Below are 23679 nucleotides of genomic sequence, written 5' to 3'. Positions count from 1 at the left end.
TACCTCTCTATCTAGACCAAGGACTTTCATTCTGTAAGGCTGGATCTGAAATCTGTTTAAAAATTTCATACCCATGTGCCACTAAGAATGTGTCCTGCGAATGACTTAAGCCTACTTCGCGAAGCCGATCGATAATATACTCACAAATTCGTTCTACACGATTTGTATTTTCCTCGTCAATCGTAGTTGTTTTTACCATTGACTCGATAATTTGTCCAATTTCTGCCCCTAAGATTGGCAAAGATTGAAGCTTTCTATGCCGCCATTTATAAAATGGCATATACACTTTATTTAAAATATATACAATAGCCATGGCATGATTCATCGCTTCACTTAAGGCTAAATTAGCCGCTACAATTTCATTGCGTTTTAAACAGCGCGGATAATTATATTGCCCTGATTGCGCGAGCTTAATGCATTCATAAGCTAAGTATTTCAGCCATAAATCCTTTGGATAGTAGGCTAATAAATGATTTCTAATCTGAGTAAATTCGCCAAGATTATCAAAGAATATTTCGCCCGTCGTAGCCGTAGCTAAGAAATCTTCCGGTATATCGCGCCACTCGCTAAGCGTCTGTGGCCCCTTAGATGTGCGGGTATATTTTTGATAAAAATCTTGCGTTGGTACCACATAGGCATGGCCCTTAGCTAGATGGCTTAATGCCTTCTCTAAGGCTTCATGATGCGCTAAATAATCAGCTGTACTCAAGAATAAAAGTACTTTACTCTCGAAGTCATGGTCTTTAGAAAGTTCATCATCATAGCCTAAGCATTCCGACCCTTTCCCTACTAAGCCTGCTGCCATACGTGGCAAGAGTTCTGGGAAGGATTGTTTTAAAATAGGATATACTTCCTCTTTTAAAAGGCTATGAGATAAGGCAAGCCCTGATCCAGGCCAATAGTTTTGTGTCAAGAAATCTTCTTGCAAGCGTGTACTGCCTCCCCCTACAGTAGGGTTAGGTGCACTACCTACACTGCTCTCGCCCATCAATGCAGCTCCAGCCTTTGCTAATAAGTCATCTAGTGACTCCTCACTGCCGAGTACTACCTCTGATGTCTGCTGAGCTTGAAAATTCTGGCTAGCCGGTGGATTGTAACTAGTTTGTCCTAGTTTTTCTTTAACTATTTTTAAATTTTGAGTTAATAAGCGATAGCCTTTACTATCTGTTCCATAGGTGCGTTCCATAATCGGCAACACATCTTCCATTAAAGAGCAAGCTTTTTCATAGCTACCTTCATTGTAGAACATAGTCGCAATATTATTGACTACCGTAGCATATAAAGGATGATTCTCCCCTACAGCTTGAGATAATAAGTCTACCGACTCATTCATTAAGTCTTGGTACTCATCAGTCTTGCCCATGAGTCGACAAGTCTCTGCAAAATTACTACAAGAAATAGCGAGCTTTACGCGACTATTTTCTTGAGTTCTAAGAAGGCCTAACGCTTCTTTTTGATACGTATAGGCTTTATCAAATTCTTTGCGTTGCAAATGCAAATTACCTAAATTATTGCACAAGGACACGTACACAATATTGCGAATATTCAATTGATTCGCTATATTTAATGCCGTGGTAAAATCCTTTTCAGCTTCATCAAAATTCTTTGAATCTAACTGATTCGTCCCTGCATTAAGTAAGGTAGTTACATAAGCTTGGCTTTTAACACCACTTGTACTCGCAACCAATGATTTTGCTTCATTCAAAATCTCTTGCGCTTTACCGTACTGCCCTGTGTTTCGCAGTACCCCACCATAGTCATTTAGAATGCGAGCTAGCAAACCTTTATCATTGCGACTGCGTGTTTCTTCAATGGCATCTTCGAACAAAGGCAACATTTCTACGTCGCGCCCTTGACGACCGAGGTTATCTATTTCAGTTAGTATTTGATTTAATCTATCCATTGGAAAACCTCTTTCTAAATGCTAGTGTTTAACGACTTTTACATCCATATCATATTCTTTAACAATCGCTTCAATATGATCTAGCTCTTCTGGTTTGAAAGACAAATCTTCTTTAATTGTGTATTCCTTATCAAGTTGGGCATATTTGTTAACGCCTAGCTTGTGATATGGCAAAATATCAATGCCTTTAAAGTTTGGTAAATCTTTATACGGCAATAAGAATTCCATCGTCTTTCGAATCGTCTCATCCTGACTATTGAGGCCTCGAATGAGAGGCATACGAACTTTAACATTATATCCACGCTTTAAGAGCTCTTGGATATTCGTTAAAATCAGTTCATTGCGCACCCCTGTGAGCTCTGCATGTGTATCAGAATCAATCTGCTTAATATCAAACAAGAACAAATCGAGATGCTCTGCCATCATCAAGAGATTTTCTAATTTTGCATACCCACAAGTTTCAATTGCTGTATGAATTCCAAGTGCTTGACATTCGCGCAAAATATCAGTGGCTGCTTCTGGCTGAGTAGATACTTCCCCTCCGCCAAGAGTTACACCGCCACCGGAACTGAGATAGAAGAGGGAGTCTTCTTGAACTGTCTCAACTAGTTCAGTAACAGTTTTATCTTGCCCTACAATATGTATCGCTTTTCTTGGACATACGCTTTCACATTTACGACAACCGATGCAATTTGTTTCCCGATTGACTACATGGTCAATCTTGTCGCCATTTTGCACTAAGGAGTGAATATCCATAGGGCAAACTGGAACGCAATGACCACAGCGTGTACATAAATTATCTTGAAACATCACTTGATATTTACGTTCCAATCCCTCTGGATTCGCACACCACCGGCAACGGAGCGGACATCCTTTGAAGAATATCAGCGTCCGTATGCCAGGGCCGTCATAAATCGAGTACTTTTGGACGTTAAATATTCGTGCCTTACGCTCTATACAAAGCTGTTCAGACATAACGCCCTCCCTACTGTGCTTAATAAGTATCGACTATTAGCGGAAAGATTTTGGCAAATAGTTTTTCAACAATCTACGACCTTCTTCGCTAATACAATAGTATACATCTAACTCGCCATCTTCAGTGATACCGAGCTCTGCTTCATCAATAACGCCATTGGCCATCATTGATAAGGCATGATCTTTAAATTTACTGCGCTTAAATTGGCTTTCTGTACCATATTCAGCGCGTAAACCTTCCATCATTTGATCCACATTAGCTTTCTCTACTGTAGAAAAAAAGTGAAGCAAACGGAATCGTAATGGTAAAACTTGAGCCATAAGTATGTGCCTCCTATTTTTTTCTAAAGAAATCTAATGGGTTCATGGAAACTAAAATTACACCAATAGTTACACTAATACATCCTACTACCATATTTGTTGTAATTTCTGTAATATTACCGAAGATAATGTTCAATAATACACCCCATACAACGAATGTGGAGTTCATTGCCATGCCCTTTGCGCAGCCTACTTTGTTATTAGCACTATACCATAACAAGTAAGAGAAACCACCAACAGCACCTGCTGCGGCAAGTGTTGTAATTGCAGATGTTTCCCCTGCAATAACGCTAACTGCGGTCCAGCCACCAACGATAGGAAGGACTATAAGAGCCAATACAGTACCCGATGTAATTTCGCGTAATGTAATTGCAATGTTAGGGTCAACCATAGACATACCAAATGTTGCTAGTACGATTTCTGTACCCCAACAAAATGCTGCTATACCTGCCATAATAAGCCCTAATGTAAAGTTAGGAGCATCTCCATCTGGTGGTGCATAACTTACGATGATGGCGCCAATTACTGACATAAATATGCCAACCCACATACGCGCATTAATTGGCTGTTTCAAGAAAATTCTTGAGAATAAGCAACCTAAGATAGGATATAATGCGGTAATGGTAAGCGCATAAGCCGGTCCGGCCATGGCCGATCCCATAAAGTATGTAGACTGTCCAATAGGTCCCCCTAATAAAGCAGCCAAACACACAATTAAACCTGGCTTTGTTTTAAACGTACGCCATACTTCTTGTCCCATACCATTAATGATATTGTAGAAAAGTACTGCAATAGCCGCACAAATATCATTAATAGCGGCACAAGCAAGCGGTATAGCATATAACGCTGCACTTGCTCCCATCATACTAGTTATTGTACCTTCTGGTATAAAACCATATCCCAAGGAGAATAACAGATTATTTAAGCCCCATAAAAAACCACTACCTACACCTATAAAGAGGCCTATTTGATTAAACTTTGAATCTTGCTTTGCCTTGAGGGCAAGCGCTCGTTGCTGTATTGTTTGTTCCAAAAAATCCACCCCTATCGTGTCACCTTATCGGCACTATTTTTAGAAATGATCTAACATAGTACGGCTAATAATTTCGTCCTGTACTTCTTTACAAAGTTCTACGAAGTAAGCACTATAACCAGCCACGCGGATAATTAAATCACGATATTTGTCAGGTTCTACCTGGGCTTTTTTCAATACTTCGTTGTCTACATAGCTGAACTGCATTTCCCCGTTACCTAAGATAGATGCTGTACGAAGTAATGTAATCAAGCCGTTTTCACCTTCTGGAGTTTCAAGGATACCTTTGAGTAATTTGAAGTTATGAACCATACCGATAGTCATATCTTCGTTACCCATTTTACTTACAGATTTAATAATAGCTGTAGGTCCTAATTTGTCATCCCCTTGAGTTGGGCTAATGCCGTCAGACAATGGAGTCCAAGCCTTACGACCATTAGCTGTTGCTGCAGTTAAGGCACCGATTGGTGTATTATTGGAAATGGATAATGTACCATGGCTGAACTTAGCGTATAACATGTCGTATTTTTGACATTCATCTTCAGTCCAGTTAACGATATCGCGGCAAATATTATCTGCATATGGATCATCGTTACCATATTTAGGTGCATTTACACAATCTGTATGAATGCTTTGGAAACCTTCAAAGTTAGCATTAAGAGCATCGCGCATTTGAGTCAATGTATATTTACGATCATCAAATACTAATTTCTTAATCGCTGCCATGGAGTCAGCATATGTAGCAAGACCGGAGAATACGATACCAGGGCCACTGTTAACCATAGCGCCGCCTTCCATAACGTCTTTACCAGATTCCATACAACCTTCAACCATGATGGACATCAATGGTTTTGGAGCTACATCGCGGTGTACGCGTTGGCTTACTACTGTACCGATAGCGGATTGACGAATGATGTAAGCAACTTGTTCTTTAACTGCTGCTTCAAATTCTTCATATGTTTTGAATGCTTCAATATCGCCAGTGTCAATGCCTTCTTTACGATTGTTAAGTTGCATTACACCACGGTTCAATACGAACTCAATAGCGATTGGCCATTGTGTATACGCAGTAGAAGTCCATTGGTAAATACGACCAGATTTTTGAGGCTCTACGCAACCCATTAAGCAGTAGTCGCGGGAATCTTCTAAGCTGAAGCCTTTAGCAAGCATCATCTTAATATGGCAATCATCGAAGTGACAAGCAGGGAAACCAAGACCAGCTTTAACTACTTCTACGATTTTTTGCATGTATTTTTGTGGAGAACGGTTGTGAATACGTGCTGCCAAGGATGGTTGGTACATACGAGTTAAGCGAACTGCGTCCATGATTAAGTATGTTAAATCATTAGTAGCGTCGCCACCTTTACGTAATTGACCGCCAATTGTACAGTTGATGAATGGTTGGTAACCTGCGAAGTATGTGGAACCACCTTCGGAGGATAACCACATGAATTCAGAACATTTAATGATGAAGCAGCTCAATAATTCGAATGCTTCTAATTTGTTCATGCGGCCAGCGTCCATATCAGCTTTGAACATTGGGTAAATATATTGGTCAAGACGACCTAAAGAAATACCAGTTTGGTTTTCCTCTACCATGAATAAGGATTCTACAGTCCAGATGGATTGTAATGCTTCATGGAATGTTTCTGGTGGGTTAGCAGGTACGCGAGTTAAGATTTCAGAAATCTTCATTAACTCTTGTTTACGTTGAGCATCAGACTCATAACCAGCCATTTCACGAGCATAGTCGGATAAACGACGTGCATATGTTAAGATACCTTCACAAGTTTCGATACAAGCTTTGTAGAAGTAAATCTTTTCGATGTCATCAGGACGTTCCATGGAAAGTTTAGCTAAATGTTCTTCAGCTTCTTTCTTAACACCATTGATACCTTTTTTAATAAGCACTACGTCATAACCAGGGCAAGTATCGCCACCACCATTGATTTGGTGATAGGACATATCACTTACGCCGCTTTCGCCGGAAATGCTCCACACGCCAGCATCACGATATTGTTGTTCACAAATTTCGTCCAAGCTGCGGTTTTCCCAGAATGGGAATACTTGTTCGCGTAAAATGCGTTTGTCTTCTTCGCTAATGAAGAATGGATCTTGAGGGCGAGTAGCCATAGTGTCCAACTCATCGCGAACCCAGCGCCATGCAATATCAGGAGATACGGAACCAGCACGTGGTTTACCGCCTGGATGACCTACGATTAATTCATCAGGTTGAATTAATAATGGTGCAGTTTCACAAGCGCGACGGAAACATTTAGCACGAAGTACTTTCTTAGGTAAGCCTGCATTTGCTTTTGTTACTTCTGTAAAAGCTAATGCGCGGTGAATGCTTACGCTAGGACGAACTTTTAAGTATGCTTCGCGAAGGCGTTTCATACGTGGAGTTAATTCATTGATATCACCATCGAAATGAGGTGCTTTGTAATCTTTATAGCTAGTTGTGCTTCCACCATTTGTCTTAATATCTTGAGATAAATTTTGGAATAACTTTAATAATGCAATTGATTCTTCTTTGGATAGGTTTTTCGTAGCCTCAGAAAATTTATCAGTAAATTCCTGAATGTTCATAAATAAATCCTCCTTCATCGAGTTAATTTATTGTGACGATTCCTTACGAATGTTAGGATTGTAAATTCTTCAATAATACATTTAAAGCGTTTTCAAGATTATAGTCTTGACCTTCTAAGAGTGAATGGCCTAATTTACAACGCTGTGGTTGTGTTGTGCTAGCCCCTACCTGCGGCTCTGTAGCCACTGGACTAGGAACGCTAGGCTGTGCTGTACTTTGTGCAGCCATTCGCGCTGCTTGTTCTGTTCTACAAGCACCTGGATTTTCTAACGCATCTTCAATTTTGCGTACACCATAACCAACTTTTCTAATATTGATTAGATTAGTTGGAGAAATATTATCCGATGTAAAACCGCCACCTACGCTACCAGTACTTAAAATTAAAGCTGGTGGTAAATGTGTAGTTAAACCGATACCGCCAAGGGCACCAGAGGTATTAACTAGCATACGAGATACTGGTTTCTTTAACGCAAATTCTCGAATAACTGCTTCGTCTTGTGAATGAATCACTAAGGTGTGACCCTTACCTTCTGTAATGAGAAGCTCAATACATTTTTCACAAGCGAACATCCAGTTCTTTTCAACGAAAAATGCCAATACTGGGCATAATTTTTCTCTACAATATGGATTAGTGCCTGACACATATTGTTGCTCAGAGATTAATACAGTAGTTTCTTTTGGCACTGTAAATCCTGCTTTTGCTGCAATCTCATAAGCAGAGCGGCCTACGATTTCTGGATTATGACGGCCATCTACAGTATAAAATAGAGGGCTTAACATATCCGATTCAGCCTGTGTCATGAAATAAGCACCATTATTGAGTAATTCTTGTTTTACCTGATCTACAATACATTCTTCAGCTACAATGGACTGTTCCGAAGAGCAAAGTAAACCATTATCAAATGTCTTACTGCTCACTATTTCATGAATCGCTTTTTTTACATCTGCACTACGCTCAATAAAGGCTGGTCCATTGCTCGGACCACCGTTGATGGTAGGTTTACCTGCATAGTGGGCTACATCGGCCATTTGTCTTGCGGTATTAGAAATAATAAGTGAAGTATCTTTATGAGACATTAATGCCTTTGTTCCTTGCGGCGAAAGCACTGTCAAATAAGAAATGATATCTTCAGGAGCGCCATGTCGCTTAGCAGATTCAATCAAAATATCGAGTGTGCGGATAATTGAGTTCTTCGCTTTTGGATGTGGCGAGAACACAATGGCATTACCGGATTTGATTGCAATTAAGGTCGTACAAATCGCTGTTGAAGTTGGATTGGTAGATGGCAGTAATGCCACGATAACCCCTACAGGAACGCCAATATCCATAGTCTTTGCTACTGGGTCTTCTTTAATAATCCCCACGGTTTTCATATCTTTAATGTAAGAGTATAAAAACTCAGAAGCAAATTTGTTTTTTACACATTTGTCATGAACTACGCCAAAGCCGGTTTCTTCTACGGCTAATTGAGCAAGTTCTTCAGCGTGTAAGGCTACATCTTTAGCCATACCTTCAACGATTTTATCAATTCGTTCTTGCGTATATGTACTAAATATTTTCTGTCCTTCGCGAGCGTTTTCGATCAATATTCGCGCTTCTTGAGTCGACATCAAATCTGTATCAATTCGTATCACAGTGCACCTCCCTTCTTCTTATTCACTGACAATTACAGTGTAAAAGAATATTTTCTTGCAATTTTTTCAATATCTGGATGTGGATTTGGAAGTACTAAGTGGCAATATACTTCGCCCACTTCTTTTGCACGCGCTACACCTGCTTCTACGGCAGATTGTACAGCGCCCACATCACCACTAATGATTACGGAAATGAGCCCTGACGCTACGTTTTCGTAACCGATCAACTCAACGTCAGCAGCTTTACACATTGCATCAGCCGCTTCGAGGACCGATACAAGGCCAAATGTTTCTATAAAACCTAATGCATTGTGTCGCATACTAACCTCCTAATCCTCCGCATCAAGCTCATGTGCGTCTACAATATGTTTAATTTTGCCAATTGGTCTAGGCATTACATTTTTAGCTGTCATCTCGCCGCATGCTGCCGCCGCTCTTGCACCTGCTTCAACAGCAGTTGTTACAGCCGCAACATCACCACATACTAAAACAGTTACTAAGCCAGAACCAACGTTTTCATAAGAGATTAGTTCAACATCAGCCGCTTTACACATTACATCGGCCGCTGCAATAGCTGGTACCATTCCGCGAGTTTCTACTAAACCAAGCGCATCACCTTGGTACTTCATATATTTTCCTCCTGCTCATACATACTACAATGTACTCTCAACAGCAGTAATTGCTATTAAGTTCACAAGATCGTCTACTGAATACTCATCTGGTACGCGTTGCACTGGCTTCGCTACTCCGAGGAGCAATGGTCCAAATGCTTGGGCGCTACCAAAGAGATTGACTAAGTTACACCCAATATTTGCTGCATTAAGATCTGGGAAAATCAACACATTTGCTTTCCCTGCTACGTCAGATTGTGGCGCCTTACTTTTAGCAACTGATGGAACGATAGAAGCATCTAACTGCAACTCACCATCAATTTTATGTACAACATGTTTTTCTTTTACCAAATTGTACGCTGCTACCACTTTGTCTACAAGCGGATCCTTTGCACTACCTTTACTGGAGAAAGATAGTAAGGAGACCCGTGGTACTCCAATTCCAAATACTTTATCTGCTAAATCAGCAGTATTTACAGCAATGTCTGCCAATTCTTCAGCGGTTGGATTCTTAACGATTTCACAATCACTAAAGAATAATGTGCCTTGCTGTCCATATTCCGGTGTTTTAGTATGCATAATTGTTGTAGAAGCAACTACACTGCTGCCTTTTTTAAGGCCAATCAATTGAGCTGCTACTTCAGCAATCGTTGCATATTGATACGAATTGCCTACAATTAGCCCGTCCGCATATCCAGCTGCTACAAACATCATGGCAAAAATCGTTGGATTCGTGGTCAATACTTCAACAGCTCGGTCATAACTGGTCGCTTGGCTTTGACTTTTATTGTTTAAGCAGCAAGTAACGAGTCGACGTAAGCGATAGTCTGTAGCCACATCAACGATAGGCATGTGTTGTAAAGAGATATTATTAGCGGCCGCTAACTGGCAAATTTCACTTTTTTTACCTATTAAGGTAACCGTGGCAAATCCGGCATCCATAACTTGTACTGCCCCTTGAAGCATACGTGCATCTGCATCAATAAGCATGGCAATATTTTTGCGCCACGGTTTTGCTTCGGCCTTGATTTGCTCCATTATACTCATAGTAATAGGTCCTTATTACGCTTTAGTGTTAGGAAGGATTAATTCTACATCAGTATGTGGGCGAGGAATTACGTGTACGGATACTAATTCACCAACGCGTTGCGCTGCTGCTGCACCAGCATCAGTAGCTGCTTTAACTGCGCCTACATCACCACGAACCATAACTGTTACGAAACCACCACCGATAGTTTCTTTACCAATTAAATACACATTAGCTGCTTTTACCATTGCGTCAGCTGCTTCGATAGAACCTACTAAACCTTTTGTTTCTACTAAACCTAGTGCTTCGTTTTTCATAACATGTTCCTCCAATGTCCTTATAAAAGATTAATGTTTATAATGTGGTTGTAAATAACTAAGCAAAATTTGTTTATTGGCCGATGAAATCTTTCGACCAGAAATCCCTAAGTCTGGTTGTCGTCTTGCTAATTTGCGAAGTTCCGACACAGACATTTTTTGTAAGCTATCAAATGATATTTCGCCTTCGGATTCATCAACGGATTCTACTTGAGCTTTTGCCTCAGCAGTAGATTCAGTTGGTTCAGACGCAGAGTTAGATGACTCTAACACTTCATCTGATGATTCCTCAGATGTACTATCTAGCTCACTCTCTGGACTTACTTCTTCTACGCTTTTTTCCCCTGATCCAGAAGGCTTTTTAGGTGTATCCCCTGGTCCAAAAGCTTTTTCAATATTTTGAATAGGCCTTGGAATAACATGAGCAGATAGAAGTGAGCCAGGTGTCACTTTTTCAGCCGCTGCTGCCCCAGCTTCTACTGAAGCCTTAACAGCACCCACATCACCAGTGATCAAAATCGTTACCAAAGTAGCTGTAGACTTGCGTTTACCAACAAGCGATACATTCGCTGTTTTCAACATTACGTCACAAGCTTCAATGGCGGCGATTAAGCCCTTTGTCTCAATCATCCCTAATGCATCCATGATGTTTCTCCTTTCTTATAATATTTATATATGTTTTAAGAAAAACCAATTAGAAGGTACAGTCTTCGTCGATAATACCGACGATAACTGCATCAACGGGAATATTGTCATCCCCTACCATACGTCGTGCTGCCGAGCCCGTCGTAACGAGTACTCGTTCACCGATGCCCGCGCCGATTACATCGGCTGCAATCAAGCGAGATACAGCGGCCTTATCATCCAGCACTTCTACAATCATAAGCTTGAGGCCTCGTAAGGATTCGGCTTTACGTGTAGACCAAATATTGTCAATTACTTTTGCTGCAATCATAATTTACTCCTCGTGCCTCAAAACGCTCGAATTTACAAGAATCACTTCATGCCCTGTCTAGCATATTAAGGCATTATTTCATCAGTACATTCTAGGGCAATCCCTAGTGGGGTAACAAACATAGGATTCTTAGGTTTTACTACTTTCAATCCCAGCTTGCGTTCCAATGCACTTTCAATACCTGTTAAACAACAAGTACCGCCAACTAAATAAATTGTATCAATATCATAGCCGGCAATATGTTTTTCAATAATAGAGCCTACTTTATCAATAACTGGCGTTAAGATTGGCAATAATTCGCGATGTTTTTTAGGGTCGCGCTTAAAGCTTTCCGCCTTATCGAATTCCATTTGATACGCTCCAGCAATAACTAAGGAGAAATGTGTACCACCGGTAGGTTCATCGGCTACATATACTTGTTTTCCATCTTTGAAGATGGAAATCCCTGTAGTACCGCCACCAATATCTACAATGGCACCATTCGTTATCTTAAGTACCGCATTAGCGGCTGTTGGCTCATCTAATAGTTTAGTAATTTCAAAGCCAGCCCCTTGCACCACATGCTTTACAGCGCCGCCATCAACACCTTCAGTGCCTGGTGGAATCGCTGCTGCCGCATAGATTAACTCGGTGCCAAGCGTAGCTTCTAATTTTTCTTTCATTTCTCGAACCATCTGCACAGCGCCTACATAGTCAACTACCATGCCATCTTTTACAACATTGGCAAATTGATAGGCTCCAGCTACTGGTTCTCTATTTTCATCAAGTACTGCAATCACTATGAAGGCTGTCCCAAGGTCCACCCCTACATAATAAGTTGATGATTTCTTTTTAATTGGCTTCTTTACTACTTTTTCAAAGGTATCCACCAATTGATCACAATACGAAAAATCAGTTATATTCTGTTTCAAACTGTCCTCCTACACATCTAAATCCGGCAGTGCTGTCTAAAGCTTAGCAAGGCTTCTAACTCATCAGTCTTAACACCTTCTAAGGCCTGCAACAGATTAAGTGTAAATATATTCTCTTCTTCAATGCCCAGTTCCAATAAATACTTCTTAGCATTAGCAATTTGCTTTTCATTAGCTAAATCAGCCTTTGAAATCACCCCTACTGGAATACAGTTAAAGGAGGTAGCAAATAATGGCGGATAGGTCGTCGTTCCCGTTAAAGGATCGATTACACATACCAATACATTAGCTTCTTGCGAAGTGGCTACTAAGTATTTATAGTTGAAAGGCATTTCTAAATACACACTCGGTGTATCAATCGTATACTTTCCATAAATTACGTCTTGAGTGCGTCGCGCCAGCCGATTCACATCATTAAAAATATTAGCTAATGTCGATTTACCGCTGCGCCCTGGCCCTACAATCATAATGCGTTTCTTTATCATATGACCTACGCTCTCGTAATCTCAGCTGGTGGGAATCCAAGCATTTTTTCCAGCACATCTAAAATGGCTACTGAAGCGGCTTCAACACTGGACACATCACCATAAATCACTAAAGATCCTGTGAATCTATCGAGGAAGCCAATTTCTACATTCGCTGCCTTTGTAGCAATATCAGCAGAAATAATGGCTGCTTCTTTTGGTGTGACTGTAAAAATTCCTATGGCCCCACAAGGGTCAATCCCTAGGCGTTCATACAAATCAGGACTTGGCGAAGCAATGATATGTGCTAAACTAATTTGCTTGCCCGGCACCATTTCTTGAATTATGCGGGCTTTGTCATTGCCAGTGCCATTTCCATAAAATAAATTTTTCATCCAAGCACGTCCCATCTATCTGTAACGTAAGAGCTTGACTAGCGTGTTACATTCTGTGTTTTATCTAATGATTAACTTCGTCTCACCGCTATACAAAATCACTTTGTCCTAAAATCGTTGTGTATAAGCAATTTTATAGAGTCCCACAATATCTTCTAGCTGTGGTTGACGCGGTGCTGTTGGTGTACATCTATCTTCGAGTGCATTTTTAGCCATATCAGCGATAGCTGCTGTGAATTCAGCTTCATCAATGTCTAAGGCTTGTACATTCTTAGGAACGCCTAAAGTTTGTTTTAAATCAACGATAGCCGCTCTTAAGTTCATATACCCTTCGCGCACTGTTCTAGCCGATAAGCCTACCGCTTTAGCTAGTTCAGCATATTTTTTTGCTACACAGTTTTGCTCAAGTTGGCCTTCACCTACGTTATAATCCATAATCGTTTCAATCATAACTGTATTAGCACGACCATGTGGTACGTGGAATCGACCACCTAAGGCATGAGCTAAGCTGTGATTTAAGCCTAAACCAGCTTGTGAGAACGCAATCCCTGCAATACAGGATGCTTTATGCATTTCATTGCGCGCTTCTTTATCTTTTAAATTTCGTTTTAATTTAGGTAAGTTTTCTAGCACCATGCGAGTTGCTTTTTCAGCTAAGCCATCAGTAAATGATGTAGCACTTGTTGATACATAAGCCTCTAAAGCATGTGTGAGAACGTCCATCCCAGTATCATACGTAATTTTTTCTGGCACACCCATAGTGTAATTTGCATCAAGAATGGCAATATCAGGCACTAACCAGTCTTCAATAATACAAATTTTTCCTTTTTCTGAAGTAATAACAGCAAAGGATGTACATTCAGAACCTGTACCGCTTGTTGTTGGCACTGCTACAAAGGTTGGCTTCTTCCAATTGCCATGACCTTCCACTTCTCGTTCAAAGTACATGATGCCTTTAGCGGCATCGATAACGGAGCCACCGCCTACAGCGATTACTAAGTCAGGTTTTGCGGCTGCATATACCTTAACCCCTTCAGCAATAACTGCTGTACTTGGATCTGGCAATACACCATCAAAGCAAGTTGTTTGCACCCCTTTTTGACTTAATAATTCATTGATTGGCTTCAAATATCCAAATTCAACCATAAATTTGTCAGTAACGATTAATGCGCTTTTACAATTTAGATTATTTAATACTGACAAGCTATCATCGCCACTAAAAACTTGACCGGTAAACTTAAATTGTTCCACTCATATCCCTCCTCAAATACCTCTTATATATTAGGCTAAATTTACGATATATTCAGAATATATAGATTAGGTTGTTTTCGCTTCTAATAAACGCCTAACAACTCAACCATAACCAAAAGTTATATTAACTATGCGCCTTATTTTTGGTTAAAAAAAAGCAAGCACATCGGGGCTACTACATTTAACTATTCTAAGTAAAAGCAACTATGGTGTAACATATTACTCTTCGTAATCCCTATAAGTGACTTACTACTTTTTCTACATAAAAGACATATACAACTTTTACATACTCTCTATATTAATTTATATACTTTCTTATATACCAGCAAATTAATTCTACTTTTTACGCAATTAAGTTATCACTTTTACTGATATAAAACTTCAATTTTATTACTAGTTAAACAATGCAATCTATCTCATGTACTGCATGTATTTAACATATCTATTCAAACATCATTACCATTTAACATGATAACTATAACACATTCATAAGCCCTATATCATTAATATTTAATTAAATTGCTATACAAATTTGATATGATTCCTGGGATTTTTCTATTGAAAAACATGTTTTTATTATGAATAGATATTATTTAAACTTAAAACTATATAACTAACTTACAGACTGTTTATCAAGTGTAAAAATTCGTCTGCTGGAGGCAAACTATCTAGCAAAATAGTGGGAATAGCCTTTTCTAGGGCATTTTTAGAACATGCACCAGTAGCTACTGCAATGGATTTAACACCTACAGAGTTCGCAAAATTGATATCTGCCATTGTATCACCAATAAAAATAATTTTTTCGATATAGTCTGCATAAGAAAGTCCTAATTTGCCCTTTATCGCTTTTGCCACTTCTAATTTTGTGACATAATTATCTGCCAATACGCTCTGTGACCAATTAAAATAGCCATCAAGACCATATAAATTCAACTTCTTTTTTGCTCCTCGTTCGCGATTACCGGTGAAGAGTCGGTTCTCCCACTGATTACTAGCAGATACAGCTTCTAAAATGTCTTTAACATTAGGAAGCACCTGTCTATTATAACGTTTGAGGGCTTGGCAAAGTTCATCCTCATAAGCACTAATAAAATCATTTAATTGTGCTTCTGTAGGTGCCGCTTTATGAGCAGCAATATAAAACTGCCACGCTACATATCGATCAGTACGTCCCCCATTAGTCATGGTTAGGGCTGGTCGCTCCATGCCTATGCGCTTGTCAAAAACAGAATCTAATGCAGCCCGGCCTGCTATGCCCGTATCAATCAGAGTGCCGTCCACATCCCAACAAAGTATATTCATAATTAATGCCTCTAACCATCATGTAAAAAATAATACGCCCTAGTCGTACTATATAAAAACCTTTAATTATGATTTAATTATATATAAATTATGTGAATTACGCAAACAAGAATATTTTTATACCAGTCATAAATCAATATCCTATGTACTAAATAACCGCTCAACTTATGTCTACTTTTTGTTCCTATTTTTCAAAATATATCATAGTCTATAAAGTTTATATTTATTTCTTATAAACTGAATCTTTTCTCAATATATAGAATATTGTATCCACAAAGAATTCGCCCTATAAGTACCGCTTTACAACCAATTTATAGGGATTTTGTACTTATATGAATTTTGTATACATAGAAATTTTTCGAAAAATATATTGTATTATTAACCACCGTCATAGTATAATAAAAAAGTCAAATAGAGCTTATTTTTAGCACTAATTTTATCAAAAGGAGGGTGTTATTTATGGGTAATGAAATGTTGACCATAAATATCAATAGCGTTCAAGCTGTAGCGCTAGCATTTGTAACTTACTACATTGGTTTATTCGTAAAAAACCGCGTAGGCATTTTACAAAAACTTAGTTTACCAGCAGCAGTAATCGGCGGTCTACCATTTGCCTTTATTGTATCTGGTTTATATGACATGGGTATTGTTCAAGTTACCTTCGACAATACATTGTCAACAGTTGCTTTACTAGTATTCTTTACTACCATTGGTATGATGGCGAGTCTTAAATTAGTCCGCTATGGTGGTCTTGCACTTATTTTTTATCTAGTTGTCTCCACTGTACTTGGCTTCTTCCAAAACTTGCTAGGCATGTCCATCGCTACCGCCATGGGTATTGACTTCCACTATGGTATCTTAGCTGGTGCCGTATCCTTAATGGGTGGTCTTGGTACATCAGCAGCCTTCGGCCCACAATTTGAAACTCAGTATGGCATTATGGGTGCTAAAACAGTAGCGATTACAGCAGCTACCTTCGGCATGGTTATTGCCCTAGTTCTTGGTGGCCCATTCGGCGAATTCTTAATTAAACGCTATAAAATTGCCACTCCAGGTCATGTAGCTGACGCCGATCCATTAGAGCCACATGTATATGATATGTCTATTCTTGAAGAAGAAGAGCATACTAATGTAGATGGCGTATTAAAAGCGGCTGGCTTCGTTTTCGTAGCAGTTGGTCTTGGCTCCATCTTGAGTGACTATTTAAATCAATTTATTACCTTGCCAGCCTATATCGGCTCCATGCTAGTAGCTGCAGTAGTTCGTAACTTCTGTGACTTCACTAAAATAGCTCGCGTGCAAGGGGGCGGATTAAACGTAGTGTCCGAAGTAGCCTTAACTGTATATGTTACTATGGCTATTAACAGCTTAAAACTCTATGAATTAATCCATCTTGCTTTACCACTTTTAGTTATTTTGATTGCTCAAACTATCTTGATGATTATCTTTGCTTGGCTTGGATACTTCTTATTATTCGGCAAAAACTACGATGGCGTAATGCTTGGCGTAGGCGGTATCGGCTTTGCTATGGGTGCTACAGCCAATGGTCTAGCAAACATGCAATCCTTAGCTGAAAAATATGGTCCATCACCAAAAGCTTGGCTAGTTGTATCCTTAGTTGGTGCATTCCTCATCGACTTTGTTAATGCTATCTTGATTACTTGGATGGCAACGTGGACTTGGTAGACTTTCTACGGTACTAACGAAATAGCTATAAAAAACTGAGGTCTCCTCTCATATACGAGGGAGACCTCAGTTTTTTTATTATTCTTTAACTTTTATTGTCATTAAATTTTTATTAACTTTTATTGTCATTGTATCTATTGTTATTCTATCGTTTTAAAACTACCAAACGTTTAATCTATTTCACTGGTTTACCTTCATCACTCATTTATTTATTAATACCCTACACTAACAAGTAAAGGAATCAAATCATTTTAACAGCCATAATGACTAAAGGTAAGGTAATAGCCGAAAATACAGTAGTACTGACAACCACCTGCGTCGCATAGTCAGAGTGAGACTTCAAAGCGGCTGCAATGAGCGCTGTTGTCACGCCACTAGGGACAGCTGCAGAAATGATGAGCACTTGGCTCACTAAAGGTGCTACAGGCTCCACAAATAATTCATAGAGTAAAATGCAAAACCAAGTTAACAGTGGACTAAACAGCAAGCGAGTTACTGTTCCCCACATGACTTGACCGGTAAAGAAATTAAATGGTGTGCGCGCTAATTGCACCCCTAAAGTAAACAAAGCCACTAGTACCAACGCATTACTTATGTTCGTCAAGACAGGCCAGAAAAATGTAGCCTCCAAGGGGATTTCACCTACATTGAGTAAGGCCGCTCCTACTACAGCATAAATAATGGGCATTTTTAAAACTAATAAAATCGCATCTTGGCGACTCATTTTACCAGCACCAGCAAAATAAAAGCCTAGACTATTCGTTACAATACTCTGAAAAATATATACTACAATCTGCACTGCAATGGCCGCTTCTAGCCAGATAGGCGCACCTTGCTCTAAAAAGGGCTCATTAGAATAAATGAATACAATTAATGGCACCCCAATATTACCACAGTTATTAAAGAGCACTGCATTGCGGAAAATTCCACGTTTGCTGGGCTCAAAGGAAAGTCCTCGTTCAAGAATAAAGCTGCCTAGCCACAAAACAACGAAGCTAATAAGCGTGAGCCAAATGATTTGAGAGCTTTCCCCTGTAAACCTATATTTATAGGTATTTAAAAATAAAAAGGCTGGTGCTACTACATAAAAGTTCAGCTTACTCAACGTATCGAGATTCATGCCGAACTTTCGATCCATACTATATCCCAACAAAACGAGCAATAAAATAGGCATAATCGTGGTCAAAAATATATGCCAAACCATACAACGACCCTTCTCTCTACACATAATCTATACATAAGACTTTATTTACTTATGTATATTACCGTATTGAGAACAAAAAGAAAAGGGTATATTTTACTGCTTAGGCGCCCAGGAAATCCACGCTACTTTATCCTCAGTAGTGTTTTTAATGCGTCCATCAGCCTCTCTATAAGGCTCTAAGAGCGGTTTAATTTCCGCTTTCATATCCTCGACTGTGCCCCAAGTTTCACTGTGCAAACGCATTGTAAAATAGCGCAATGCTTCTTCTTCAGTAAAATATTCTTCTTCTGGAGTTGTAATATAATCTACATTGACAGCTTCGCCCACTTCGTTTACAACAGCTAAAGCGCCATCAATATTGGCTTGCCAATCAAAATCATCTGGTCCATAAAAATGATTAGTCAATGCTTCCACAATAGTATCTTTGCGCCCTGCAAAAGCCACCAATAAGCAGTGTCCTTTACTTGTTTGAGACATGGCGCGAATATTGTCAGGTTCAAACATAACGGGACAGAAGAAACTATATGCCAAGTCAAACTCACGATCCCAGCCTAGGGAAAGTCGCGTAATTTCATTCCATGGCCCCACATATAAATCTAAAGGCAAATGCTCTTTTACAGCTAAGCTGCGTGCACCTTCAATCATGCCATCAGATAAGTCAATGCCAGTCGCATCATAGCCCTCTTTAACTAGCCCTAGTGCATAATCGCCTACGCCACAACCAATATCCAAGGTCTTAGCTGGCAAGGCAGGCAATAGTTTATGTTCTTTTAAATACGCTAAAAAATGAACTACCTGCGCGCGTCGATCGTCTCGGTCATGAAGCTCTACAAAAAATCCAGAACGATCATTCCAAGATTTTTGCTCCTCCAACCAAGTAGCAATCTCTTCTGTTACATTTGTTACATGAGTGTCCTTCATAAGACACCTCCTCTTTATAAGACTAAGGCCTAAGCCCCAATGCATAGTAATATAAATACCAATATATAAATTACTGTCCTATATGAGCTTATAATGACATGTGAAAATTGCAGTGATAAGCAAGCTTACAACGCCATATGAACTTACCATGACAAATGAAACTTGCGTGACAAGCAAACTTACAACGCCATATAAACTTATCGCGACAGATGAAACTACCATGCCATGTGAAATCACAGCACACCTTTTCTAATCATAATAAAGTATATACTTTATTAATGAGACTCATTATTATATTGATATTTTTCTATATAAAGGATACTCTTATTTTTTACTCCTGACAAGTTTTAATTCTGCATACTTAAATAGCATTTTACCCATATATTTCACACTTTGATTATATTTGATTGATTTTGATTGATTATGATTGACTTCTTTCTTTATAATGCGTATATTATAAATATAAATACAGAAATGCATAGAAAATGCACATTTTTTAATGAGGGGATGCTTATGTTATCAGAAGAACGTCAAGCACAAATCTTAGATTTGCTAAAAGAGCAACGATCAGTGACTGTACAAGGTTTAACTGAATCACTCCACTCTTCAGCTGCCACAATTCGCCGCGACCTCAACGAATTACACAACCAAGGCTTATTGCAAAAGGTCCATGGCGGCGCTGTAAGCAATGACAGTCACTATTTCACAACAGAACCTGACCTGCCCACTAAAGCGGCTTTATTTAGAGCTGAAAAAGAATCCATCGCGCGCTATGCGGCGACCTTAATCGAGGACAATGACTTTGTATTCATCGACGCTGGTACTAGCACGGAATTAATCTTACCTTTCGTTACTGCTCGGCATGTAACCTTTGTAACAAATGGAACAGCTCATGCAGCTTGGTTAGCTAGCCATAGTGCATCAGTCATTCTATTGGGTGGAAGAGTAAAGGCTATTACAGGTGCTATTGTAGGCGATACAGCACTACAACAACTAGAGTCATTTAACTTTACAAAAGGCTTCTTTGGTACCAATGGCATTAGCTTAAAAAGTGGTTTCACTACGCCAGATCCAACGGAGGCAGCCATAAAGCGCAATGCCTTACATCGCTGTCACCATCCCTATATCGTAGCTGACCCATCAAAATTCGATACGATTACACCTATAACATTCGCCAATTTAGAAGACGCTACTATTATTACTACCAAAGTACCTAATAAGGCGTATTTCACCCAAACAACGATTAAGGAGGTGTTACCATGATTTACACGGTAACGGTAAATCCATCATTAGACTATATAATGCGACTCAAAGAATTTAGCCCTACAGCAGTTAACCGTACCTATGAAGACGCCATTTTAGCCGGCGGCAAAGGCATCAATGTGTCTATTATGCTCCAACATTTAGGCCATCCCAATACAGCGCTAGGTTTTATCGGCGGCTTTACAGGCGACGAAATTGTGCGCCAAGTACGAGCTGAAGGCTGTGAAGAACGATTCATTCGCCTAAAAGAAGGCAACTCTCGCATCAATGTAAAACTAAAGAGCGAAAGCGAAATAGAAATTAATGCGCAAGGTCCTAAAATTAGTAAAGAAGAGGTAGAATCCCTCTTTCTTCAACTGGACCAATTAAAAGTGGGCGATACATTAATTCTCTCCGGCAGTATTCCTAATACATTACCTAATACTATGTATAAGGATATTATGAGTCGCCTAGCCAATCGCTCCATCCGCATCATCGTAGATGCTACAAATGATTTGTTACTCAATGTCCTCCCCTATAAACCCTTCTTAGTTAAACCTAATAATCATGAACTCGCCGCTATGCTCCAACGGGACTTACACTCCCAGAATGATATCATAGAGGGTGCGCGCCAACTTCAAGCGCAAGGTGCTCAGAATGTACTCGTATCCCTCGCCGGCGATGGCGCCATTTTAGTAGATGCTAATGGAGCTGTTCACACTCATGACGTCCCACAAGGAACGGTAGTCAATTCAGTGGGCGCTGGTGATTCTATGGTAGCTGGTTTTCTTGCTGGTTATCTAGAAACGGAAGGCAATTACAAAAAAGCCTTAGCCCTTGGCATAGCTGCTGGTTCTGCGTCTGCATTCACCGAATGGCTAGCTACACGCGAGCAAGTTGAATCATTATTAGAAAAGGAGTCATTCCATGAAGATCACTGATTTATTAAAAGAACAATCTATTTTACTTCAAGCCGCCCCTGCCACCAAAAAAGATGCCATCCTCTTACTCGGTGATTTAATGGAAGCAGGCGGTCATTTAAGCAATAAAGAACAATATGTAAATGATGTACTAGCTCGCGAAGCCACTGGTACAACGGGCCTTAGTGATGGCATCGCCACACCTCATGCCAAAAGTGCTGGCGTAAAAACAGCCGGCTTAGCCGCTATGGTAGTGCCTAATGGCATGGACTTTGAAAGTCTCGATGGACAGCCAGCCAATCTATTCTTTATGATTGCTGCTCCTGATGGAGGTGCTGATACTCATATTGAATTATTAAGTCGCCTTGCCACCATAGTTATGGATGCCGATTTTAGAGCCGCCTTACTAAAAGCTCAAACCGTGGAAGGATTCTTAGCTCTTATCGATGTAAAAGATGCCAATCAATTTGCGCCAGGCATGACCGAAGCTGATGCTATAGAGCAAGCTAACGCACTTAATGCTCAAGCAAATTCCAATGATGAAAACAGTACTAAAAATCCAGCCCCAACAGAGGACTCTAGTACTACAACAGCAGCCAATGCTGCATCGGGTGTAGCCCCTACATATCGCGTGCTCGCTGTTACAGCTTGCCCTACGGGAATTGCTCACACCTATATGGCCGCCGAAAGTCTAGAGCGAACCGCGCAAGATATGGGAATTTCTATTAAGGTAGAAAAAAATGGCCAAAGCGGTGTAAAGGATCCTTTGCAAACCCATGAAATTGAAGCCGCTGAATGCATCATTGTAGCGGCTGATAAAAATGTGCCTATGGCGCGTTTTAATGGCAAGCCAGTGATCCAAGTAAAAGTATCCGCTGGCATCAACAAGGCAAAGGAATTATTAACTGAAGCCATTTCAGGCCAAGTACCGCGCTATGAATCCTCCCAGTCTGAAAGTAAAGTGCAAGAAGCAAGTTCCCAAGACAGCCTAGGTCGTCAAATCTACAAGCACTTAATGAATGGTGTATCCCATATGCTTCCATTTGTTATTGGTGGTGGCATCTTAATTGCCATTGCCTTCTTACTAGATGTATTTGACCCAGCTAACCCTAGTAAATTTGGTTCTGGTACACCACTAGCTGCGTTCTTTATGCAAATTGGTGGCGCTTCCTTTAGCTTTATGTTGCCAGTCCTAGCCGGCTTTATTGCTATGAGTATTGCGGATCGCCCAGGTCTTGCCGTTGGTTTCGTCGGCGGTTATTTAGCAAATACCGGTGGTTCTGGTTTCCTTGGCGCTTTAATTGCAGGCTTTGTAGCAGGGTATTTAATGCTATTACTAAAACGAGTATTCTCCGTTCTCCCTGATTCCTTAGAAGGTATTAAACCTGTACTCCTCTATCCTGTACTAGGTGTATTACTAATGGGTGTACTCATTACCTTTGCTATTAACCCACCAGTAGGTGCTATCAATGAAGCGCTTACTTCTTCTTTACAAAATATGGGCACCAGTAGCCGTGTCTTAATCGGTCTCATCTTTGCTGGCATGATGGCCGTAGATATGGGTGGCCCTGTAAATAAAGCCGCTTATGTAACAGGCACAGCTTTGCTAGCTAGCGGTGAGTATGGCGTTATGGCCGCTGTTATGGCTGGTGGTATGGTACCGCCATTAGCAATTGCCCTTTGCACAACATTCTTCGGCAATCGCTTTACAGCTAATGAACGCAAATCCGGTATTACTAACTATGTTATGGGCTTCTCCTTTATCACTGAAGGAGCTATTCCATTTGCAGCTGCTGACCCACTTCGCGTTATTCCAGCCTGTGTAGTGGGTGCTGCTACCTCTGGGGCATTGAGCATGATTTTTGACTGCACCTTACGCGCCCCGCATGGCGGCATCTTCGTAGTGCCAACCATTGGTAACCCACTTATGTATTTACTTTCTATTTTAGTTGGTTCCATCATTACTTGCTTGCTCTTAGCTGTGTTGAAAAAGCCAATTAAAGAGCAATAATAAAC

General features: G+C 40.1%; 22 protein-coding genes and 1 pseudogene. 4 read left to right on the top strand and 19 right to left on the bottom strand.

Annotated elements, in window-relative coordinates; genetic code table 11:
* Positions 1-7: 7 nt before the first annotated feature.
* From QZR90_RS01815 to QZR90_RS01735, 17 genes and pseudogenes are all read right to left on the bottom strand, one after another.
* Positions 8-1903 (bottom strand): DUF4037 domain-containing protein, encoded by a 1896-nt coding sequence (locus QZR90_RS01815; protein WP_295788126.1) that lies wholly within the window; start codon positions 1901-1903, stop codon positions 8-10.
* 21 nt (positions 1904-1924) lie between these two features.
* Entirely contained in the window at positions 1925-2878 is a 954-nt protein-coding gene (gene cutD, locus QZR90_RS01810; RefSeq protein ID WP_295788124.1) for a choline TMA-lyase-activating enzyme, read from the bottom strand.
* Positions 2879-2914: 36 nt separating this feature from the next.
* Positions 2915-3199 (bottom strand): hypothetical protein, encoded by a 285-nt coding sequence (locus QZR90_RS01805; RefSeq protein WP_295788121.1) that lies wholly within the window; start codon positions 3197-3199, stop codon positions 2915-2917.
* 13 nt (positions 3200-3212) lie between these two features.
* Positions 3213-4232, bottom strand: coding sequence for a DMT family transporter (locus tag QZR90_RS01800; RefSeq protein ID WP_295788119.1), 1020 nt, complete (start codon positions 4230-4232; stop codon positions 3213-3215).
* 39 nt (positions 4233-4271) lie between these two features.
* Entirely contained in the window at positions 4272-6821 is a 2550-nt protein-coding gene (gene cutC, locus QZR90_RS01795; RefSeq protein ID WP_295788117.1) for a choline trimethylamine-lyase, read from the bottom strand.
* A gap of 52 nt (positions 6822-6873) precedes the next feature.
* Complete coding sequence (locus QZR90_RS01790; protein ID WP_295788114.1) at positions 6874-8457, bottom strand: acetaldehyde dehydrogenase (acetylating); 1584 nt, start codon at positions 8455-8457, stop codon at positions 6874-6876.
* A 32-nt stretch (positions 8458-8489) separates the two neighbouring features.
* Entirely contained in the window at positions 8490-8777 is a 288-nt protein-coding gene (locus tag QZR90_RS01785; protein WP_295788111.1) for a BMC domain-containing protein, read from the bottom strand.
* 9 nt (positions 8778-8786) lie between these two features.
* Entirely contained in the window at positions 8787-9086 is a 300-nt protein-coding gene (locus QZR90_RS01780) for a BMC domain-containing protein (RefSeq protein WP_295788109.1), read from the bottom strand.
* 24 nt (positions 9087-9110) lie between these two features.
* Positions 9111-10115 (bottom strand): phosphate acyltransferase, encoded by a 1005-nt coding sequence (locus QZR90_RS01775; protein WP_295788106.1) that lies wholly within the window; start codon positions 10113-10115, stop codon positions 9111-9113.
* A 15-nt stretch (positions 10116-10130) separates the two neighbouring features.
* The gene (eutM, locus tag QZR90_RS01770; protein ID WP_295788104.1) at positions 10131-10412 is read right to left on the bottom strand and encodes an ethanolamine utilization microcompartment protein EutM; all 282 of its coding nucleotides are present in this window, start codon (positions 10410-10412) and stop codon (positions 10131-10133) included.
* 390 nt (positions 10413-10802) lie between these two features.
* A pseudogene (locus QZR90_RS01765) lies at positions 10803-11057 on the bottom strand (BMC domain-containing protein); the annotation flags it as partial.
* A gap of 49 nt (positions 11058-11106) precedes the next feature.
* Positions 11107-11367, bottom strand: a complete 261-nt coding sequence (locus QZR90_RS01760; RefSeq protein ID WP_295788102.1) for a EutN/CcmL family microcompartment protein — start codon at positions 11365-11367, stop codon at positions 11107-11109.
* Between the two features lie 65 nt (positions 11368-11432).
* Complete coding sequence (eutJ, locus tag QZR90_RS01755; protein ID WP_295788101.1) at positions 11433-12278, bottom strand: ethanolamine utilization protein EutJ; 846 nt, start codon at positions 12276-12278, stop codon at positions 11433-11435.
* A 17-nt stretch (positions 12279-12295) separates the two neighbouring features.
* Positions 12296-12763 carry a EutP/PduV family microcompartment system protein gene (locus tag QZR90_RS01750; RefSeq protein ID WP_295788099.1) on the bottom strand — a complete coding sequence of 156 codons (468 nt, stop codon included), beginning with the start codon at positions 12761-12763 and terminating at the stop codon, positions 12296-12298.
* A gap of 5 nt (positions 12764-12768) precedes the next feature.
* Complete coding sequence (locus QZR90_RS01745; protein WP_295788097.1) at positions 12769-13152, bottom strand: BMC domain-containing protein; 384 nt, start codon at positions 13150-13152, stop codon at positions 12769-12771.
* 93 nt (positions 13153-13245) lie between these two features.
* Positions 13246-14388 carry a 1-propanol dehydrogenase PduQ gene (locus QZR90_RS01740; RefSeq protein ID WP_295788095.1) on the bottom strand — a complete coding sequence of 381 codons (1143 nt, stop codon included), beginning with the start codon at positions 14386-14388 and terminating at the stop codon, positions 13246-13248.
* Between the two features lie 618 nt (positions 14389-15006).
* Positions 15007-15690, bottom strand: coding sequence for an HAD family hydrolase (locus QZR90_RS01735; RefSeq protein WP_295788093.1), 684 nt, complete (start codon positions 15688-15690; stop codon positions 15007-15009).
* 459 nt (positions 15691-16149) lie between these two features.
* Here QZR90_RS01735 and QZR90_RS01730 point away from each other — a divergent pair, with 459 nt between their 5' ends.
* Positions 16150-17376, top strand: a complete 1227-nt coding sequence (locus QZR90_RS01730; protein WP_295788092.1) for a sodium/glutamate symporter — start codon at positions 16150-16152, stop codon at positions 17374-17376.
* A gap of 241 nt (positions 17377-17617) precedes the next feature.
* On the opposite strand, the gene QZR90_RS01725 is transcribed toward QZR90_RS01730, so the two are convergent.
* Both QZR90_RS01725 and QZR90_RS01720 read right to left on the bottom strand, forming a co-directional pair.
* The gene (locus QZR90_RS01725; RefSeq protein ID WP_295788090.1) at positions 17618-18580 is read right to left on the bottom strand and encodes an AEC family transporter; all 963 of its coding nucleotides are present in this window, start codon (positions 18578-18580) and stop codon (positions 17618-17620) included.
* Positions 18581-18673: 93 nt separating this feature from the next.
* Positions 18674-19501, bottom strand: a complete 828-nt coding sequence (locus QZR90_RS01720) for a class I SAM-dependent methyltransferase (protein ID WP_295788087.1) — start codon at positions 19499-19501, stop codon at positions 18674-18676.
* 513 nt (positions 19502-20014) lie between these two features.
* On the opposite strand from QZR90_RS01720, the gene QZR90_RS01715 reads away from it, so the two are divergent.
* The 3 genes from QZR90_RS01715 to QZR90_RS01705 are packed head-to-tail and all read left to right on the top strand — an operon-like array spanning position 20015 to position 23674.
* On the top strand, positions 20015-20764 hold the full coding sequence (locus QZR90_RS01715) for a DeoR/GlpR family DNA-binding transcription regulator (protein WP_295788085.1): 750 nt from the start codon (positions 20015-20017) through the stop codon (positions 20762-20764).
* On the top strand, positions 20761-21684 hold the full coding sequence (pfkB, locus tag QZR90_RS01710; RefSeq protein ID WP_295788083.1) for a 1-phosphofructokinase: 924 nt from the start codon (positions 20761-20763) through the stop codon (positions 21682-21684). Before QZR90_RS01715 ends, pfkB begins: the two co-directional genes overlap by 4 nt.
* Entirely contained in the window at positions 21671-23674 is a 2004-nt protein-coding gene (locus QZR90_RS01705) for a fructose-specific PTS transporter subunit EIIC (protein WP_295788081.1), read from the top strand. Before pfkB ends, QZR90_RS01705 begins: the two co-directional genes overlap by 14 nt.
* Positions 23675-23679: the final 5 nt, after the last annotated feature.

It is taken from the genome of uncultured Veillonella sp. (assembly GCF_900545795.1).
Lineage (GTDB): Bacteria > Bacillota > Negativicutes > Veillonellales > Veillonellaceae > Veillonella_A.
Note: the sequence above shows the minus strand (reverse complement) of the source record. Positions and strands in the feature narration are given on the sequence as shown.

Excerpts from the sequence above, each read along its gene's own strand:
- QZR90_RS01705 (WP_295788081.1), top strand. The coding sequence starts at position 21,671 with ATGAAGATCACTGATTTATTAAAAGAACAATCTATTTTACTTCAAGCC.
- QZR90_RS01735 (WP_295788093.1), bottom strand. The coding sequence starts at position 15,690 with ATGAATATACTTTGTTGGGATGTGGACGGCACTCTGATTGATACGGGC.
- eutM (WP_295788104.1), bottom strand. The coding sequence starts at position 10,412 with ATGAAAAACGAAGCACTAGGTTTAGTAGAAACAAAAGGTTTAGTAGGT.
- QZR90_RS01750 (WP_295788099.1), bottom strand. The coding sequence starts at position 12,763 with ATGATAAAGAAACGCATTATGATTGTAGGGCCAGGGCGCAGCGGTAAA.
- pfkB (WP_295788083.1), top strand. The coding sequence starts at position 20,761 with ATGATTTACACGGTAACGGTAAATCCATCATTAGACTATATAATGCGA.
- QZR90_RS01715 (WP_295788085.1), top strand. The coding sequence starts at position 20,015 with ATGTTATCAGAAGAACGTCAAGCACAAATCTTAGATTTGCTAAAAGAG.
- cutC (WP_295788117.1), bottom strand. The coding sequence starts at position 6,821 with ATGAACATTCAGGAATTTACTGATAAATTTTCTGAGGCTACGAAAAAC.
- QZR90_RS01780 (WP_295788109.1), bottom strand. The coding sequence starts at position 9,086 with ATGAAGTACCAAGGTGATGCGCTTGGTTTAGTAGAAACTCGCGGAATG.
- QZR90_RS01745 (WP_295788097.1), bottom strand. The coding sequence starts at position 13,152 with ATGGGACGTGCTTGGATGAAAAATTTATTTTATGGAAATGGCACTGGC.
- QZR90_RS01730 (WP_295788092.1), top strand. The coding sequence starts at position 16,150 with ATGGGTAATGAAATGTTGACCATAAATATCAATAGCGTTCAAGCTGTA.
- QZR90_RS01805 (WP_295788121.1), bottom strand. The coding sequence starts at position 3,199 with ATGGCTCAAGTTTTACCATTACGATTCCGTTTGCTTCACTTTTTTTCT.
- QZR90_RS01815 (WP_295788126.1), bottom strand. The coding sequence starts at position 1,903 with ATGGATAGATTAAATCAAATACTAACTGAAATAGATAACCTCGGTCGT.
- QZR90_RS01775 (WP_295788106.1), bottom strand. The coding sequence starts at position 10,115 with ATGAGTATAATGGAGCAAATCAAGGCCGAAGCAAAACCGTGGCGCAAA.
- QZR90_RS01785 (WP_295788111.1), bottom strand. The coding sequence starts at position 8,777 with ATGCGACACAATGCATTAGGTTTTATAGAAACATTTGGCCTTGTATCG.
- QZR90_RS01760 (WP_295788102.1), bottom strand. The coding sequence starts at position 11,367 with ATGATTGCAGCAAAAGTAATTGACAATATTTGGTCTACACGTAAAGCC.
- QZR90_RS01720 (WP_295788087.1), bottom strand. The coding sequence starts at position 19,501 with ATGAAGGACACTCATGTAACAAATGTAACAGAAGAGATTGCTACTTGG.
- QZR90_RS01725 (WP_295788090.1), bottom strand. The coding sequence starts at position 18,580 with ATGGTTTGGCATATATTTTTGACCACGATTATGCCTATTTTATTGCTC.
- cutD (WP_295788124.1), bottom strand. The coding sequence starts at position 2,878 with ATGTCTGAACAGCTTTGTATAGAGCGTAAGGCACGAATATTTAACGTC.